This is a genomic window from Citrobacter sp. FDAARGOS_156, assembly GCF_001559235.2.
GTDB classification, from domain to species: Bacteria; Pseudomonadota; Gammaproteobacteria; order Enterobacterales; family Enterobacteriaceae; genus Citrobacter; species Citrobacter youngae.
This window is the reverse complement of the sequence record NZ_CP014030.2, coordinates 4,426,126-4,441,857: the sequence shown is the minus strand read 5'-3', so window position 1 is coordinate 4,441,857 and position 15,732 is coordinate 4,426,126. Positions and strand designations below refer to the sequence as shown.

At 52.2% G+C, this 15,732-nt stretch carries 16 protein-coding genes; 11 read left to right on the top strand and 5 right to left on the bottom strand.

Annotated features, from left to right (window positions below; genetic code table 11):
- Positions 1–90: 90 nt before the first annotated feature.
- Together ibaG and murA are read left to right on the top strand one after the other, a co-directional pair.
- Positions 91–345: a BolA family iron metabolism protein IbaG gene (gene ibaG / locus AL515_RS21885; protein WP_005121314.1), complete on the top strand. Its 255-nt coding sequence runs from the start codon at positions 91–93 to the stop codon at positions 343–345.
- A gap of 53 nt (positions 346–398) precedes the next feature.
- The gene (gene murA / locus AL515_RS21880; RefSeq protein ID WP_048213416.1) at positions 399–1,658 is read left to right on the top strand and encodes a UDP-N-acetylglucosamine 1-carboxyvinyltransferase; all 1,260 of its coding nucleotides are present in this window, start codon (positions 399–401) and stop codon (positions 1,656–1,658) included.
- A 57-nt stretch (positions 1,659–1,715) separates the two neighbouring features.
- Here murA and sfsB read toward each other — a convergent pair whose 3' ends face one another.
- Positions 1,716–2,000 carry a DNA-binding transcriptional regulator SfsB gene (gene sfsB / locus AL515_RS21875; protein ID WP_048213415.1) on the bottom strand — a complete coding sequence of 95 codons (285 nt, stop codon included), beginning with the start codon at positions 1,998–2,000 and terminating at the stop codon, positions 1,716–1,718.
- A gap of 222 nt (positions 2,001–2,222) precedes the next feature.
- Entirely contained in the window at positions 2,223–3,194 is a 972-nt protein-coding gene (gene ispB, locus AL515_RS21870; protein ID WP_048213414.1) for an octaprenyl diphosphate synthase, read from the bottom strand.
- A 258-nt stretch (positions 3,195–3,452) separates the two neighbouring features.
- Between ispB and rplU the strand changes: the two genes are divergently transcribed.
- The 4 genes from rplU (at position 3,453) to cgtA (ending at position 6,321) form a co-directional block, all read left to right on the top strand.
- Positions 3,453–3,764: a 50S ribosomal protein L21 gene (gene rplU, locus AL515_RS21865; RefSeq protein WP_003025032.1), complete on the top strand. Its 312-nt coding sequence runs from the start codon at positions 3,453–3,455 to the stop codon at positions 3,762–3,764.
- Positions 3,765–3,783: 19 nt separating this feature from the next.
- Complete coding sequence (gene rpmA, locus AL515_RS21860) at positions 3,784–4,041, top strand: 50S ribosomal protein L27 (RefSeq protein ID WP_003025030.1); 258 nt, start codon at positions 3,784–3,786, stop codon at positions 4,039–4,041.
- 126 nt (positions 4,042–4,167) lie between these two features.
- Entirely contained in the window at positions 4,168–5,133 is a 966-nt protein-coding gene (locus AL515_RS21850) for a DMT family transporter (RefSeq protein ID WP_048213413.1), read from the top strand.
- Positions 5,134–5,148: 15 nt separating this feature from the next.
- A complete protein-coding gene (gene cgtA, locus AL515_RS21845; RefSeq protein WP_003828732.1) occupies positions 5,149–6,321 on the top strand; it encodes an Obg family GTPase CgtA in 1,173 nt (390 codons plus the stop codon).
- A 98-nt stretch (positions 6,322–6,419) separates the two neighbouring features.
- On the opposite strand, the gene dacB is transcribed toward cgtA, so the two are convergent.
- Positions 6,420–7,853 (bottom strand): serine-type D-Ala-D-Ala carboxypeptidase, encoded by a 1,434-nt coding sequence (dacB, locus tag AL515_RS21840; RefSeq protein WP_061068688.1) that lies wholly within the window; start codon positions 7,851–7,853, stop codon positions 6,420–6,422.
- Positions 7,854–8,101: 248 nt separating this feature from the next.
- Here dacB and greA point away from each other — a divergent pair, with 248 nt between their 5' ends.
- Positions 8,102–8,578 (top strand): transcription elongation factor GreA, encoded by a 477-nt coding sequence (gene greA / locus AL515_RS21835; RefSeq protein ID WP_003025019.1) that lies wholly within the window; start codon positions 8,102–8,104, stop codon positions 8,576–8,578.
- A gap of 155 nt (positions 8,579–8,733) precedes the next feature.
- Here greA and yhbY read toward each other — a convergent pair whose 3' ends face one another.
- The gene (gene yhbY / locus AL515_RS21825; RefSeq protein WP_003025016.1) at positions 8,734–9,027 is read right to left on the bottom strand and encodes a ribosome assembly RNA-binding protein YhbY; all 294 of its coding nucleotides are present in this window, start codon (positions 9,025–9,027) and stop codon (positions 8,734–8,736) included.
- Between the two features lie 125 nt (positions 9,028–9,152).
- On the opposite strand from yhbY, the gene rlmE reads away from it, so the two are divergent.
- From rlmE to glmM, 4 genes are all read left to right on the top strand, one after another.
- Positions 9,153–9,782, top strand: a complete 630-nt coding sequence (rlmE, locus tag AL515_RS21820; protein ID WP_004106110.1) for a 23S rRNA (uridine(2552)-2'-O)-methyltransferase RlmE — start codon at positions 9,153–9,155, stop codon at positions 9,780–9,782.
- 99 nt (positions 9,783–9,881) lie between these two features.
- Positions 9,882–11,813: an ATP-dependent zinc metalloprotease FtsH gene (ftsH, locus tag AL515_RS21815; RefSeq protein ID WP_048213411.1), complete on the top strand. Its 1,932-nt coding sequence runs from the start codon at positions 9,882–9,884 to the stop codon at positions 11,811–11,813.
- Between the two features lie 217 nt (positions 11,814–12,030).
- Positions 12,031–12,879, top strand: coding sequence for a dihydropteroate synthase (gene folP, locus AL515_RS21810; RefSeq protein ID WP_048213410.1), 849 nt, complete (start codon positions 12,031–12,033; stop codon positions 12,877–12,879).
- Positions 12,872–14,209: a phosphoglucosamine mutase gene (gene glmM / locus AL515_RS21805; protein WP_061068687.1), complete on the top strand. Its 1,338-nt coding sequence runs from the start codon at positions 12,872–12,874 to the stop codon at positions 14,207–14,209. The genes folP and glmM overlap by 8 nt, the downstream gene beginning before the upstream one ends.
- Positions 14,210–14,259: 50 nt before the next feature.
- Here the strand turns inward: glmM and dcuC are convergent, their stop codons facing one another.
- Positions 14,260–15,726: a C4-dicarboxylate transporter DcuC gene (gene dcuC, locus AL515_RS21800; protein WP_061068686.1), complete on the bottom strand. Its 1,467-nt coding sequence runs from the start codon at positions 15,724–15,726 to the stop codon at positions 14,260–14,262.
- Positions 15,727–15,732: the final 6 nt, after the last annotated feature.

Here is a 15,732-nt window from a genome sequence, read left to right as displayed (position 1 = left end):
TTTATCAGCGAGGCTTTTTGCTTATTTATGACAGCGCCACTTTGCTCTAAGATGTTGGGCTGTTTTCACTATCTGACGAATGAAGAGCCCATGGAAAATAATGAAATTCAGAGCGTGCTGATGAACGCACTCTCCCTCCAGGAAGTCCACGTTTCTGGTGACGGCAGTCACTTTCAGGTTATTGCCGTGGGTGAGATGTTTGACGGCATGAGCCGGGTAAAGAAGCAGCAATCGGTCTATGGCCCATTGATGGAGTATATTGCGGATAACCGCATTCATGCTGTGTCGATTAAAGCGTTTACCCCAGCGGAATGGGCGCGCGATCGCAAACTTAACGGTTTTTGAGCTACGGGTGATATGCCGGTAGCGAAGATGAATTCTTAACAGAGAACAGAATAATGGATAAATTCCGTGTTCAGGGGCCAACCAAGCTCCAGGGCGAAGTCACAATTTCAGGCGCTAAAAATGCCGCACTGCCGATCCTGTTTGCGGCGCTGCTGGCTGAAGAACCTGTAGAAATTCAAAACGTCCCAAAACTGAAGGACGTAGATACCTCCATGAAACTGCTGAGCCAGTTGGGGGCGAAAGTAGAGCGTAATGGGTCTGTGCACATTGATGCGCGTGACGTTAACGTCTTCTGTGCACCGTACGATCTGGTGAAAACCATGCGTGCGTCTATCTGGGCATTGGGGCCGCTGGTTGCGCGTTTTGGTCAGGGTCAGGTTTCTCTGCCGGGCGGCTGTACTATCGGCGCGCGCCCGGTTGACCTGCACATTACCGGTCTGGAGCAGTTAGGTGCCACCATCAAGCTGGAAGAAGGCTATGTGAAGGCGTCCGTTGATGGCCGCCTGAAAGGCGCGCACATCGTGATGGACAAAGTAAGCGTCGGTGCGACGGTCACTATCATGTGCGCGGCAACGCTTGCCGAAGGCACGACCATCATCGAAAACGCCGCACGTGAGCCGGAAATTGTTGATACCGCGAATTTCCTGATTGCGCTGGGTGCGAAGATCACAGGGCAGGGTACCGACCGTATCACCATTGAAGGCGTTGAACGCCTCGGCGGCGGGGTGTATCGCGTTCTGCCTGATCGTATTGAAACCGGGACGTTCCTGGTGGCGGCGGCGATTTCTCGCGGCAAAATTATCTGCCGTAATGCGCAACCAGACACACTGGATGCTGTTCTGGCGAAGCTGCGTGATGCCGGTGCGGATATCGAAGTCGGTGAAGACTGGATTAGCCTCGACATGCACGGCAAACGCCCTAAAGCGGTTAATGTGCGCACTGCGCCACATCCGGCTTTCCCGACCGACATGCAGGCCCAGTTCACGCTGTTGAACCTGGTGGCCGAAGGGACAGGCTTCATTACGGAAACCGTGTTTGAGAACCGCTTTATGCACGTGCCTGAACTGAGCCGTATGGGGGCTCACGCGGAAATCGAAAGCAATACTGTGATTTGTCACGGGGTTGAAACGCTCTCCGGTGCACAGGTAATGGCGACCGATCTGCGCGCGTCAGCAAGTTTGGTGTTAGCGGGATGTATCGCTGAAGGCACAACGGTTGTTGACCGCATTTATCACATCGATCGCGGCTATGAGCGCATCGAGGATAAATTGCGTGCGCTGGGCGCAAACATAGAGCGCATTAAAGGCGAGTAATCGCCTACGCGTGTTGTAACCCCCAGGATCGTTGATCCGGGGGTTGCTGTTTCACCACTACTCAAGACGCTTTTTTTCTTTCCGTACTCTCATCATCCGCGTTCTGTCGATGAATTCATGCGTCCTGGTGTCATGGTAGCGTGACGGCCAAATTACCCACGGGTCTGTTCCCAGTGCTCTCGCGATAATCAATTCACCTTTCGGCCATGGCCGGGTTAACGCATTTGCCAGCGTTGATGAACTCAAGCCATTCTTACGTGACTCAGCGGCCATTGACGTGCCTTTCTTACGTAGCCCCGCGATGATGTCAGCCGGATGCCAGTCAATGAATTTGCTTTCCATAGTTCCACATCTCCTTTGGTTAACCAGTTACGGTTTCACAATCAGCCTGTGGAGTTACTATACGCCTCGAGAACGAATGTTCTAAAATGTTCTCGTAAAGTGCTTGAATATTCAGAATATGCCAAGGTCATACATGTTGTTTGATTGTTTTTGTGATTTTTTTAGAGCTTATAAGAACATCCCGTGTGTTGCACGGGATGCTGGGAAGCGAGACGAGGGAAATTAACGGTCGCGCTGTACGGCGATATGCGCCAGGCCAATCAGGGCTTCTTTCCACGGAGTATCTGGAAGTACCTGAAGCGCCGCGATGGCTTTATCGGCTTCTTCTTCTGCACGTTGACGGGTCCATTCCAGTGATCCGCAAGCGTTCATTGCTTCCAGAACCGGCTCCAGAAGGTGGCGACCATTACCTTGCTCAATCGCCTGGCGAATCATTTGCGCCTGCTCAGGAGTGCCGTGACGCATCGCATGCAGTAGCGGTAGCGTAGGTTTACCTTCGTTGAGGTCATCCCCGACGTTTTTACCCAACTGCTCGCCATCTGCGCTGTAATCCAGTAAATCGTCGATAAGCTGGAAAGCGGTGCCAAGGTAACGGCCATAATCCTGCAGGCCTTTCTCTTGCTCATCGCTACAACCTGCAAGGATACCTGAACATTGGGCCGCGGCTTCAAACAGACGAGCCGTCTTGCTGTAGATAACACGCATATAGTTTTCTTCGGTGATATCCGGGTCATTGACGTTCATTAACTGCAGGACTTCGCCTTCAGCAATAACGTTGACCGCTTTAGACATCACTTCCAGCACTTTCAGCGAACCGAGGCTGGTCATCATCTGAAAGGCGCGGGTATAGATAAAATCGCCGACCAGAACGCTGGCCGCATTACCAAAGGCTGCATTCGCCGTGGCTTTCCCACGGCGCATATCGGATTCATCCACTACATCGTCATGAAGCAGGGTCGCGGTGTGGATAAACTCGATTAAGGCAGCGATCGTGACGTGGGCATTTTCCTGATAACCAACAGCGCGCGCCGCGAGTACAGCGATCATTGGACGAATGCGTTTTCCGCCGCCGCTCACGATGTAGTACCCCAATTGATTGATCAACTGGACGTCGGAATTGAGCTGTTCAAGGATTGTCGCATTGACCCCCGCCATATCTTGCGCGGTTAACTCATTGATTTTTTCTAAATTCATCGCAAAAGCCGGGCTTCTCGCCCCGATTACCTCACTATTTGAGAAGGTAACGTCGGGTTTAGGGTTAGAAATATATGCTGATTGTACTGAAAAAACGCCGCAGATAAACGTTACGGTACACGTTGTGTTTTTTTTCTTCATGTATTGACGGTAGCACTTGTCAAAGGCTCGCGTTTTGCGTAATATTCGCGCCCTATTGTGAATATTTATAGCGCACTCTGAATCATCAAAAAGGTGTGCGCGGAAGCGGAGTTTTTTATGTACGCGGTTTTCCAAAGTGGTGGTAAACAACACCGAGTAAGCGAAGGTCAGACCGTTCGCCTGGAAAAGCTGGACATCGCAACTGGCGAATCTGTTGAGTTCGCTGAAGTTCTGATGATCGCAAACGGTGAAGAAGTCAAAATCGGCGTTCCTTTCGTTGATGGCGGCGTTATCAAAGCTGAAGTCGTTGCTCACGGTCGTGGCGAGAAAGTTAAAATTGTTAAGTTTCGTCGTCGTAAACACTACCGTAAGCAGCAGGGCCATCGTCAGTGGTTCACTGATGTGAAAATCACTGGCATCAGCGCTTAAGTTAAGGGGAGCAGATTAAATGGCACATAAAAAGGCTGGCGGCTCGACTCGTAACGGTCGCGATTCAGAAGCTAAACGTCTGGGCGTAAAACGCTTCGGCGGTGAAACAGTTCTGGCTGGTAGCATCATCGTTCGTCAACGTGGTACTAAATTCCACGCTGGCTCCAACGTTGGTTGCGGCAAAGACCACACTCTGTTTGCTAAAGCAGACGGTAAAGTGAAATTTGAAGTGAAAGGCCCGAAAAACCGTAAATTCATCAGCATCGTTGCTGAATAAGTTTTTCGCGTCCCGGTAACGGATAAAAGCCCCGCAACACGTTGCGGGGCTTTTTACATTCGACGGCCGGTAAATACGCTCGTCGCGCGTGACAACCCGGAAACGAGCCCTTGCAGGGAATACGGCATGAAGCAGCAGGCAGGCATTGGTATTCTGTTAGCACTCACGACAGCTGTCTGTTGGGGGGCTTTACCAATAGCGATGAAGCAAGTGCTGGAGGTGATGGAGCCTCCTACCGTGGTGTTTTACCGTTTTTTAATGGCAAGTATTGGCCTAGGCGCTATTCTTGCGGTTAAAAAAAAGCTCCCTCCATTGCGTATTTTTCGCAAAGCGCGTTGGCTGGTACTGCTGGCTATCGCTACCGGTGGGCTGTTCGGTAACTTCATTCTGTTTAGTTCATCCTTGCAATATTTAAGCCCAACGGCTTCGCAGGTTATCGGTCAACTGTCACCTGTTGGTATGATGATCGCCAGCGTCTTTATCCTGAAGGAGAAGATGCGCGGCACGCAGATTATTGGCGCTATTATGCTTCTGAGCGGGCTGGTCCTGTTTTTTAATACCAGTCTGATCGAAATTTTTACCCGGCTGACCGATTACACCTGGGGCGTGATCTTTGGTGTCGGTGCCGCGACGGTTTGGGTGTGTTATGGGGTCGCGCAAAAGGTGTTATTGCGCCGCCTGGCATCACCGCAGATCCTGTTTTTACTGTACACTTTATGTACGATTGCGTTATTGCCGCTGGCTAAACCCGGTGTAATAGCGCAACTCAGCGACTGGCAGCTGGCATGCCTCGTGTTCTGCGGCCTGAATACGCTGGTAGGATACGGTGCCCTTGCGGAAGCAATGGCTCGCTGGCAGGCGGCGCAGGTGAGCGCCATAATTACGCTCACGCCGCTGTTTACGTTGTTATTTTCAGATTTATTATCACTGGCCTGGCCCGATTTCTTCGCCAGACCGATGCTAAACCTTTTAGGTTATCTCGGTGCGTTTATCGTGGTTGCGGGCGCGATGTATTCCGCCATTGGTCATCGAATTTGGGGCGGTTTACGTAAGCATGAAACGGTGGTTTCGCAACCCCGCTCAGGCGAATGATTTACGGAGAGTAAAATGAAGTTTGTTGATGAAGCATCGATTCTGGTCGTTGCAGGCGATGGCGGTAACGGTTGTGTCAGCTTCCGCCGCGAAAAATACATCCCAAAAGGCGGTCCGGACGGTGGTGACGGTGGTGATGGCGGTGACGTCTGGCTGGAAGCCGACGAAAACCTGAACACGCTGATCGATTACCGTTTTGAAAAATCATTCCGTGCGGAACGTGGTCAGAATGGCGCGAGCCGTGATTGCACCGGTAAGCGTGGTAAAGATGTCACGATTAAAGTGCCTGTCGGTACGCGTGTTATCGATCAGGGCACGGGCGAAACTATGGGCGACATGACCAAACACGGTCAGCGTCTGATGGTCGCTAAAGGCGGCTGGCACGGTCTGGGTAACACCCGTTTTAAATCGTCGGTCAACCGTACCCCGCGTCAGAAAACGATGGGTACACCTGGCGATAAGCGTGACCTGATGCTGGAGCTGATGCTGCTGGCAGACGTGGGTATGCTGGGTATGCCAAACGCCGGTAAATCGACGTTTATCCGTGCAGTGTCTGCGGCGAAACCGAAAGTGGCGGATTATCCGTTCACCACGCTGGTACCGAGCCTCGGCGTTGTGCGTATGGACAACGAAAAGAGCTTCGTGGTTGCCGACATTCCGGGTCTGATTGAAGGCGCGGCTGAAGGCGCTGGTCTTGGTATCCGCTTCCTGAAGCACCTGGAGCGTTGCCGCGTGTTGCTGCACCTCATTGATATCGATCCGATTGACGGTTCCGATCCGGTAGAAAACGCCCGTATCATTATTGGCGAACTGGAAAAATACAGTCAGGATCTGGCGTCTAAACCACGCTGGTTAGTGTTCAACAAAATTGATTTGATGGACAAAGCTGAAGCGGAAGAAAAAGCGAAAGCCATCGCTGAAGCGCTGGGCTGGGAAGGTAAATATTACCTGATCTCTGCCGCCAGCCAGCTGGGTGTGAAGGATCTTTGCTGGGATGTAATGACCTTTATCATTGAGAACCCAATCGTTCAGGCTGAAGAAGCGAAACAGCCGGAGAAAGTTGAGTTCATGTGGGATGATTATCACCGCCAGCAGCTCGCTGAAGTCGAAGACGAAGCGGAAGATGACTGGGATGATGATTGGGACGAAGACGACGAAGAAGGCGTTGAGTTCATTTACAAGCGTTAATCCCAATAAAAACCCCGGCCATGTTGCCGGGGTTTTTGTTTCCAGGACGCGCTGTAGGCCGGATAAGGCGCGTTTGCGCCGCCATCCGGCAAACATACTCAGTTATTTTGATATATATCTTTGTACAGCCGACTCTCGAAGCGCACCAGTGGAATACGTCGGTTGCGCTGGTCTGCAGGCTCTACCGCATAGCCAGACAGATACTGCACGAACGCCATGCGTTGCCCGCTGGCGGTGGTGATGAACCCCGCGAGGTTGTACACCCCTTGAAGTGAGCCTGTTTTCGCTGAAACCTTACCATCAACACCAGCCTGATGCAGACCCGCACGGTATTGCAGGGAGCCGTCGTGCCCCGCCAGCGGCAGCATAGTGATAAAGTTCAGCTCGTTATCGTGTTGAGCGATATATTGCAGCACCTGCATCATGGTGGCGGGGGCAATCAGGTTATGGCGAGAGAGGCCAGAGCCGTCGGCAATAATCGTGTTGCCAATATCGACGCCCGCCTGCTGACGCAGGATCTGACGTACGGCATCTGAACCTGCCCGCCAGGTGCCCGGTACGTTAAATCGCGCATGGCCAATCATGCGAAAAACGGTGTCGGCAATCATGTTGTCTGATTTTTTCAGCATAATCTTAAGCAGATCATGCAACGGTGCTGATTGTTTGCTGGCGACTACGGTTCCCGGTTCGTTGACCTGCGTCTGGCGCAGCAGAGTACCGCTGTAAGTGATCCCTGCTTGTTTTAGCTCATCTTTGATAATCGCCCCGGCATAGCTGGCTCCGTCCTGAATGGCGAACGCCAGCGGCAGCGGATCGGCTCGTTGGGGCAGGCATCCGGTCAGCGTATAGCGGTTGAGATCGCCGGGAACCACATCCAGTTCACAATATTGCGCTTCGGCAGAGCCACGAGCGAGAGTACGCACCTGGCTGAACATGGTGACCGGGTAATAAGATGCCACGCGGATAAACGCGAGATCGTTAGGTTTTTGCGCGCTGTAGAGTGAAACCGAGAAACAGTTACGATCGACAATGGCTGCTGCGGGCGGTGCGCTAAAACACTGCGTCATGTCGTTCCAGGGCCAGCCAGGGGCTTTATCATGACTGGCGAAAATAGAGGTGTCGATCAGGACATTTCCGGCAATTTGCGTCACGCCTGATTTTTTCAGGGTTGCCACCATATTGCGGATATCCTGACGTTTTAACGTCGGATCGGCACCAAATCGCGCTACCAAGTCACCTTTTAATACTCCGCCTTCCACGTTGCCTTTCGTCTCAAGCGTGGTGGTAAAACGAAAGTCCGGCCCGAGCTGAATCAATGCCGCCAGCGCGGTGATCACTTTCTGGGTACTGGCGGGGAGTGCCATCTGCTGGCTATGAAAATCAATAGCAGGAGCAGGAGCGCCAACCTTCTGTACCATAAGGGCGAGGTTGGCCCCGGCAGGGAGCTGATTGATATACTCGTCGACGTTCGCAGCCTGAACGCTGAACGCTATACTGGCAGTCAATCCAATAGTAAATCTGGAAAATCGCATAATCTCGCGCTAACAACCTGGAAACAGGCCGTCATACTACGGCGCAACGCCCCAAAAAGTAAACGATGACCCATAGGGAACTCCAGGGTAAAATGAACATCAAATGGAGAATTGTAGCTGACCTGGGACCTCGTGCCCCGGGTCGGTATTTTTTTGCTTCTGACTCTGGCATGGCGTATGCCAGGGTGGGCTTAGCAGCCGGGGTGAGGACAACCACCCCCTACAGGAATGTTCAAGAGGTATAACAAATGCAAGCTATCCCGATGACCTTACGTGGTGCTGAAAAACTGCGCGAAGAACTGGATTTTCTTAAATCTGTGCGTCGCCCTGAAATTATTGCCGCGATCGCGGAAGCGCGTGAACACGGTGACCTGAAAGAGAACGCGGAGTATCACGCGGCGCGTGAACAGCAGGGATTCTGCGAGGGTCGCATTAAAGATATCGAAGCCAAACTGTCTAACGCGCAGGTTATTGACGTCACTAAAATGCCAAATAACGGCCGCGTTGTGTTCGGTGCGACGGTTACCGTTCTGAATCTTGATAACGATGAAGAGCAGACCTGGCGCATTGTGGGCGATGATGAGGCCGATTTTAAACAAAACCTGATTTCGGTGAACTCACCTATTGCTCGTGGCCTGATTGGTAAAGAGCAGGATGACGTGGTGGTTATCAAAACGCCGGGCGGCGAAGTTGAGTATGAAGTGACGAAGGTCGAATACCTGTAAGAATTTCCCAATACTCAAGATGTTGATGTATTGTAAAGAAAGGAAAAAGGCCGCATAGCGGCCTTTTATCAACGAAGAGAGCGTGGCATTTTGCTCTCCTGCTAGCGGAAATTCCCGCGTTTTACACAAACTTCGTGTTCAACTTTGGGATATTCTTAGCGTGGCAGCGAGATTTTACGTTCTTTAGTCGGGCGATACAGTACCAGCGTTTTGCCGATGACCTGTACATTGCAGGCGCCGGTTTCGCGTACGATAGCTTCCACGATCAAGGTTTTAGTATCGCGATCTTCCGAGGCGATTTTCACCTTGATAAGCTCATGGTGCTCTAACGCTTGTTCAATCTCGGCCAGTACCCCTTCGGTCAAACCATTATTGCCAAGCATAACTACAGGCTTGAGCGGATGTGCCAGACCTTTCAGGTGCTGTTTTTGTTTAGTACTCAGATTCATCGTATATTTTTGCTTACGTTGGGATTGAAAACGGGTCATTCTACCGCCATCTCCCATATATCGCCAAATAGCTGTGTAGATATTTACACCATTGGTTACGATGAACTGCCCGATGGGAAAGTGAAATGACAGGTAAAAAGCGTTCTGCCAGCTCGAGTCGCTGGCTTCAGGAACACTTTAGCGATAAATATGTTCAACAGGCACAGAAAAAGGGGTTACGTTCCCGTGCCTGGTTTAAACTTGATGAAATACAGCAAAGTGACAAAATTTTTAAACCGGGGATGACGATTGTTGACCTCGGCGCTGCACCCGGTGGCTGGTCGCAATATGCGGTTACGCAGATCGGAAACAGCGGCCGCATTATCGCTTGCGATCTTTTACCTATGGATCCAATCGTTGGTGTGGACTTCCTTCAGGGCGACTTTCGTGATGAATTAGTCCTGAAAGCGTTACTTGAGCGTGTAGGTGACAGTAAAGTACAAGTTGTCATGTCTGATATGGCGCCAAATATGTGTGGAACACCGGCGGTGGATATTCCCCGGGCCATGTATCTGGTTGAACTGGCACTTGGAATGGCTCGTGATGTATTAGCGCCAGGTGGTAGTTTTGTAGTGAAGGTGTTCCAGGGCGAAGGCTTCGATGAGTATCTAAGAGAGATTCGCTCCCTGTTTACGAAGGTCAAAGTTCGTAAGCCGGACTCTTCTCGCGCCCGTTCGCGTGAAGTGTACATTGTAGCGACCGGGCGTAAACCATAACCGGTAGATTTCAAACGAAAGTTTGAAAGACACTGGATATAGAGTATCCTGACGCTGTTTTTAACACAGTTGTAATATGAGGTTAATCCCTTGAGTGACATGGCGAAAAACCTAATACTCTGGCTGGTCATTGCCGTTGTGCTGATGTCAGTATTCCAGAGCTTTGGGCCCAGCGAGTCTAATGGCCGTAAGGTTGATTACTCTACCTTCCTGCAAGAGGTCAATCAGGACCAGGTTCGTGAAGCGCGTATCAACGGACGTGAGATTAACGTTACCAAGAAAGATAGTAACCGTTACACGACCTACATTCCGGTTAACGATCCGAAGCTGCTTGATAACCTGCTGACCAAAAACGTCAAGGTTGTTGGTGAGCCGCCTGAAGAGCCGAGCCTGCTGGCTTCTATCTTCATTTCCTGGTTCCCAATGCTGCTGCTGATTGGTGTCTGGATCTTCTTTATGCGTCAAATGCAGGGCGGTGGTGGCAAAGGTGCCATGTCGTTCGGTAAGAGCAAAGCGCGCATGTTGACCGAAGATCAGATTAAAACCACTTTTGCTGATGTCGCGGGTTGTGACGAAGCGAAAGAAGAGGTTGCTGAACTGGTTGAATACCTGCGCGAACCGAGCCGTTTCCAGAAGCTGGGCGGTAAGATCCCGAAAGGCGTCCTGATGGTTGGTCCTCCGGGTACAGGTAAAACCCTGCTGGCAAAAGCCATCGCGGGTGAAGCGAAGGTTCCATTCTTCACAATTTCCGGTTCTGATTTCGTGGAAATGTTCGTTGGTGTGGGCGCATCTCGTGTGCGTGACATGTTCGAACAAGCCAAGAAAGCGGCACCGTGTATCATCTTCATCGATGAAATCGACGCCGTAGGTCGCCAGCGTGGCGCTGGTCTGGGTGGCGGTCACGATGAACGTGAACAGACGCTGAACCAGATGCTGGTTGAGATGGACGGCTTCGAAGGTAACGAAGGTATTATCGTTATCGCGGCAACTAACCGTCCGGATGTTCTTGACCCTGCGCTGCTGCGCCCAGGCCGTTTTGACCGTCAGGTTGTGGTGGGGCTGCCAGACGTTCGCGGTCGTGAACAGATTCTGAAAGTGCATATGCGTCGCGTACCGCTGTCTCCGGATATCGATGCGGCAATCATTGCTCGTGGTACGCCTGGTTTCTCCGGTGCGGATCTTGCGAACCTGGTGAACGAAGCGGCACTGTTTGCAGCGCGTGGTAACAAGCGTGTTGTATCGATGGTTGAGTTCGAGAAAGCGAAAGACAAAATCATGATGGGTGCGGAACGTCGCTCCATGGTGATGACGGAAGCGCAGAAAGAATCTACCGCGTATCACGAAGCTGGCCATGCAATCATCGGTCGCCTGGTGCCGGAGCACGATCCGGTGCACAAAGTGACGATTATTCCGCGCGGTCGTGCGCTGGGTGTCACCTTCTTCCTGCCTGAAGGCGACGCAATTAGCGCCAGCCGTCAGAAACTGGAAAGTCAGATCTCCACGCTGTACGGCGGTCGCCTGGCGGAAGAGATCATCTACGGTGCTGAACATGTTTCTACCGGTGCGTCCAACGACATTAAAGTCGCGACGAACCTGGCGCGTAACATGGTCACTCAGTGGGGCTTCTCTGACAAACTGGGGCCGTTGCTGTACGCGGAAGAAGAAGGCGAAGTGTTCCTCGGTCGTTCTGTTGCGAAAGCAAAACATATGTCCGATGAAACCGCGCGTATTATCGATCAGGAAGTGAAATCACTGATTGAGCGCAACTATGACCGTGCTCGCCGTCTGCTGAACGATAACCTGGACATTCTGCACTCGATGAAAGATGCGCTCATGAAATATGAGACCATCGATGCACCGCAGATTGATGATCTGATGGCTCGCCGCGATGTGCGCCCGCCAGCGGGTTGGGAAGAGTCTGGTTCATCTAACAACTCTGGCAACAATGGCACCCCGAGTGCACCGCGTCCGGCTGAAGAGCCGCGTACGCCGAACCCGGGCAACATGTCAGAGCAGTTAGGCGACAAATAAGTTATCGTCATCTGATGACCATGTTTTAATTGAAAACCCTGGGGCTTGCTCCGGGGTTTTTTTATTTATCAACTTATACCCAATGAATTTCGAGTTGCATCAAGGCGGCGACGCAGGGAATCCCCTGGAGCGTACATCAGTACGTGACTGGGGTGAGCGAGGAAAGCTAATGCAGATGCAACTCGAAATTCATTGGGTATATACCAGGGATAACACTATGAAACTCTTTGCTCAGGGATCTTCGCTGGATCTCAGCCATCCCCACGTCATGGGGATTTTAAACGTCACACCAGACTCTTTTTCTGATGGCGGGGCGCACAACTCTCTGGTTGAGGCGGTAAAACACGCAAATCTGATGATTAACGCAGGGGCGACTATCATTGATGTGGGTGGTGAGTCTACGCGACCGGGAGCGGCGGATGTTAGCGTGGAAGAAGAACTGCAGCGAGTGATCCCGGTGGTGGAGGCAATTGCTCAACGTTTTGAAGTGTGGATTTCGGTAGATACCTCAAAACCAGAGGTCATTCGTGAGTGCGCCAGAGTGGGCGCACATATCATTAATGACATTCGCTCACTCTCGGAGCCGGGCGCGCTGGAAGCTGCGGCAGAAACTGGATTGCCGGTTTGCCTGATGCATATGCAGGGGCAGCCGAAAACTATGCAGGAAGCACCGAAGTATGAGGATGTATTTGCTGAGGTAAATCGTTACTTTGTTGAGCAAATAGCACGTTGTGAACGGGCCGGAATCACAAAAGATAAATTGCTACTCGACCCAGGATTCGGATTCGGTAAAAATCTTACTCACAACTACACATTGCTGGCACGTCTGGCGGAATTTCATCATTTTAATCTGCCGCTGCTGGTAGGGATGTCACGAAAATCAATGGTTGGCCAATTGCTCAATGTGGGTCCATCTGAGCGTTTGAGCGGCAGCCTTGCATGCGCGGTCATTGCCGCAATGCAGGGAGCGCAGATTATTCGTGTCCATGACGTCAAAGAAACCGTAGAAGCGATGCGTGTGGTGGAAGCCACATTGTCTGCAAAGGAAAACAAACGCTATGAGTAATCGTAAATATTTTGGCACCGATGGGATTCGTGGTCGTGTAGGCGACGCTCCAATCACTCCTGACTTTGTGCTCAAGCTGGGCTGGGCGGCAGGAAAAGTGCTGGCACGTCATGGTTCACGCAAAATCATTATCGGTAAAGATACGCGTATTTCCGGCTATATGCTGGAATCTGCGCTGGAAGCGGGCCTGGCTGCCGCGGGGTTGTCAGCTTCTTTCACCGGCCCCATGCCAACACCTGCCGTTGCTTATCTGACGCGTGCTTTCCGTGCTGAAGCCGGGATTGTTATCTCCGCTTCTCACAACCCATTTTATGACAACGGGATTAAATTCTTCTCCATCGACGGGACCAAACTGCCGGATGCAGTTGAAGAAGCAATTGAAGCGGAGATGGAAAAAGCAATCACCTGCGTGGATTCGGCCGAACTGGGTAAAGCCAGTCGTATTGTCGATGCTGCCGGTCGTTATATTGAGTTCTGCAAAGGCACATTCCCGAATGAACTGAGCCTGAACGAGCTTAAAATTGTGGTGGACTGCGCTAACGGCGCAACGTACCACATTGCGCCAAATGTACTGCGCGAGCTGGGTGCTAACGTCATTGCGATTGGCTGTGAACCGAACGGCGTGAACATCAATGAAGAAGTCGGCGCGACCGATGTTCGTGCGCTGCAGGCGCGCGTAATCGCGGAAAAAGCCGATCTGGGTATTGCTCTGGACGGTGACGGCGACCGCGTCATTATGGTTGATCACGAAGGTAATAAAGTCGACGGCGACCAGATCATGTACATCATCGCTCGTGAAGCGCTGCGCCAGGGGCAACTGCGTGGTGGTGCGGTAGGTACACTGATGAGCAACATGGGCCTCGAGCTGGCGCTGAAACAGCTGGGTATTCCGTTTGCCCGTGCGAAAGTTGGCGACCGCTATGTGCTGGAAAAAATGCAGGAAAAAGGCTGGCGTATCGGTGCCGAAAACTCTGGTCATGTGATCCTGCTGGACAAAACCACTACCGGTGACGGCATCGTGGCGGGCCTGCAGGTGCTGGCGGCGATGGTGCGCAACCATATGAGTTTGCACGACCTGTGCAGCGGTATGAAAATGTTCCCACAGCTGCTGGTTAACGTACGTTACACCGCAGGTAGCGGCGATCCGCTGGAACATGAAAACGTGAAGGCGGTGATGGCGGAAGTGGAAGCGGCGCTGGGTAACCGTGGACGCGTCCTGCTGCGTAAGTCTGGTACCGAACCGTTAATTCGTGTGATGGTTGAAGGTGAAGACGAAGCACAGGTTACGGAGTTTGCGCACCGCATTGCGGATGCAGTGAAAGCCGTTTAACCCTTTCCGTAAAGTGTAAGAGCCGGAGTCTGAGAGACTCCGGCTTTTTTTTACTGTACTGCCAGCGGCTGTTTACGTCGGCGCTGCCAGAAGTAGCCACCGACCATCAATAGCACGAGGACGCTCAGCCACGGGAGAACCGCCAACAAGTGCCCGGATCGGGCGAATGTCAGCGCAATCATCAGCAGCCATCCTCCCAGCATCGGAATTGCGGTGCGTTTAACGATATCCACCGGTGATACACCTGCGATCCCGGCGATGGCGATAATCACGCCGGCAATAGGCGACAATGTCCGTCCAATGCCCGCTGAGATCTGAATCGGTAGCATCATAACCGCCACGTCGCTGCCGATATGGCGGCTGATATCCGGCACCATCGGGGCGAAGGAGAAAAATGCTGCATTTCCGGAGCCCATCAACGCTGAAATCGCAAAGGTGATTAGCGTCATCAGCAAGATTATGGAAGCTGCGCTGAGGCCAAATTCTCCTGAGAGTGACAGCAGCGCATCAACCGCACCAATCGCTTTCAGACCGGCGGAGAAGACTTCACCGGCGATAATCAGCGTGACTACCGTGGCAAACACACTGCCCATGCTGTCGAAGACTTTTTGTACGCCAGCCATCACGTCGCGAGCTTTACGATGGAGGTAATATTCGCAAATCAGGGTAATGGCCAGGCTTATCAGTACGGCGGTATCGAGCGTAATTTTGAGTGAGCTGAATACTAAATCACTGCACACCAGCATCAACACCAGCGGTAACATCGGCAGGAATAGCCAGGCAACCGGCGCTTCAGCTTCTTCGGTTGAGGTTAATGTCTGCATTTGCTGCGCGGTATTGTCATCGCTCTCCCGGCGATCGAAAAAGCGTTGTACAACAATATGCAGCAGGGCGATGAACAGAATAACGGGGACAACGATCGGTAACTGATCCTGAACAAAATAGTTAACTACCTCGATACCCGCCGTTTTAGCGGCGAGAACTGAGTTCCCGGAACCCGGGCCAAATTCAACGGCACAGGTACTGGCGATAACTGCAGCAACGGCGGCGCGGCTGCAGCCAAGACGGGTCAGCAGGGGGTAAAGCGTTGCCATCAATAGCAGACCCAGTCCGGTGGCGCTACTGATAAATAGCGACAGAAATTGGCCCAGCAGCAAGGCCAGCCCTAGCAGCAGGTAAGGGGAGTTCAGACGTTGCAAGGGGCGGGATGTGACGCGCACCAGCACCTGACTTGCGCCAATGGCCGACATATAGGTGGCAAAGCCACCTATCAGCATGATTTGTAGCCCGAGACCGCCGAGACGCACGCTCAGGGTGTCGCGAATAAACTCAAAGGCGTCAAATGGGCCAAATCCGGTGCTCTTTTTTACCAGGCTACTGAGCGTGGTCATCCCGCTAAAATGCGCGACAAGCAGTAGTACGATCCCGGTTAAGAGCAACACCGACTGAGGGTGGTACTTTTTCAGGATCAGACGTCCGGCAAAAATGATGGCGAGTAGCGCCAGTAATAATGACATTCTCGC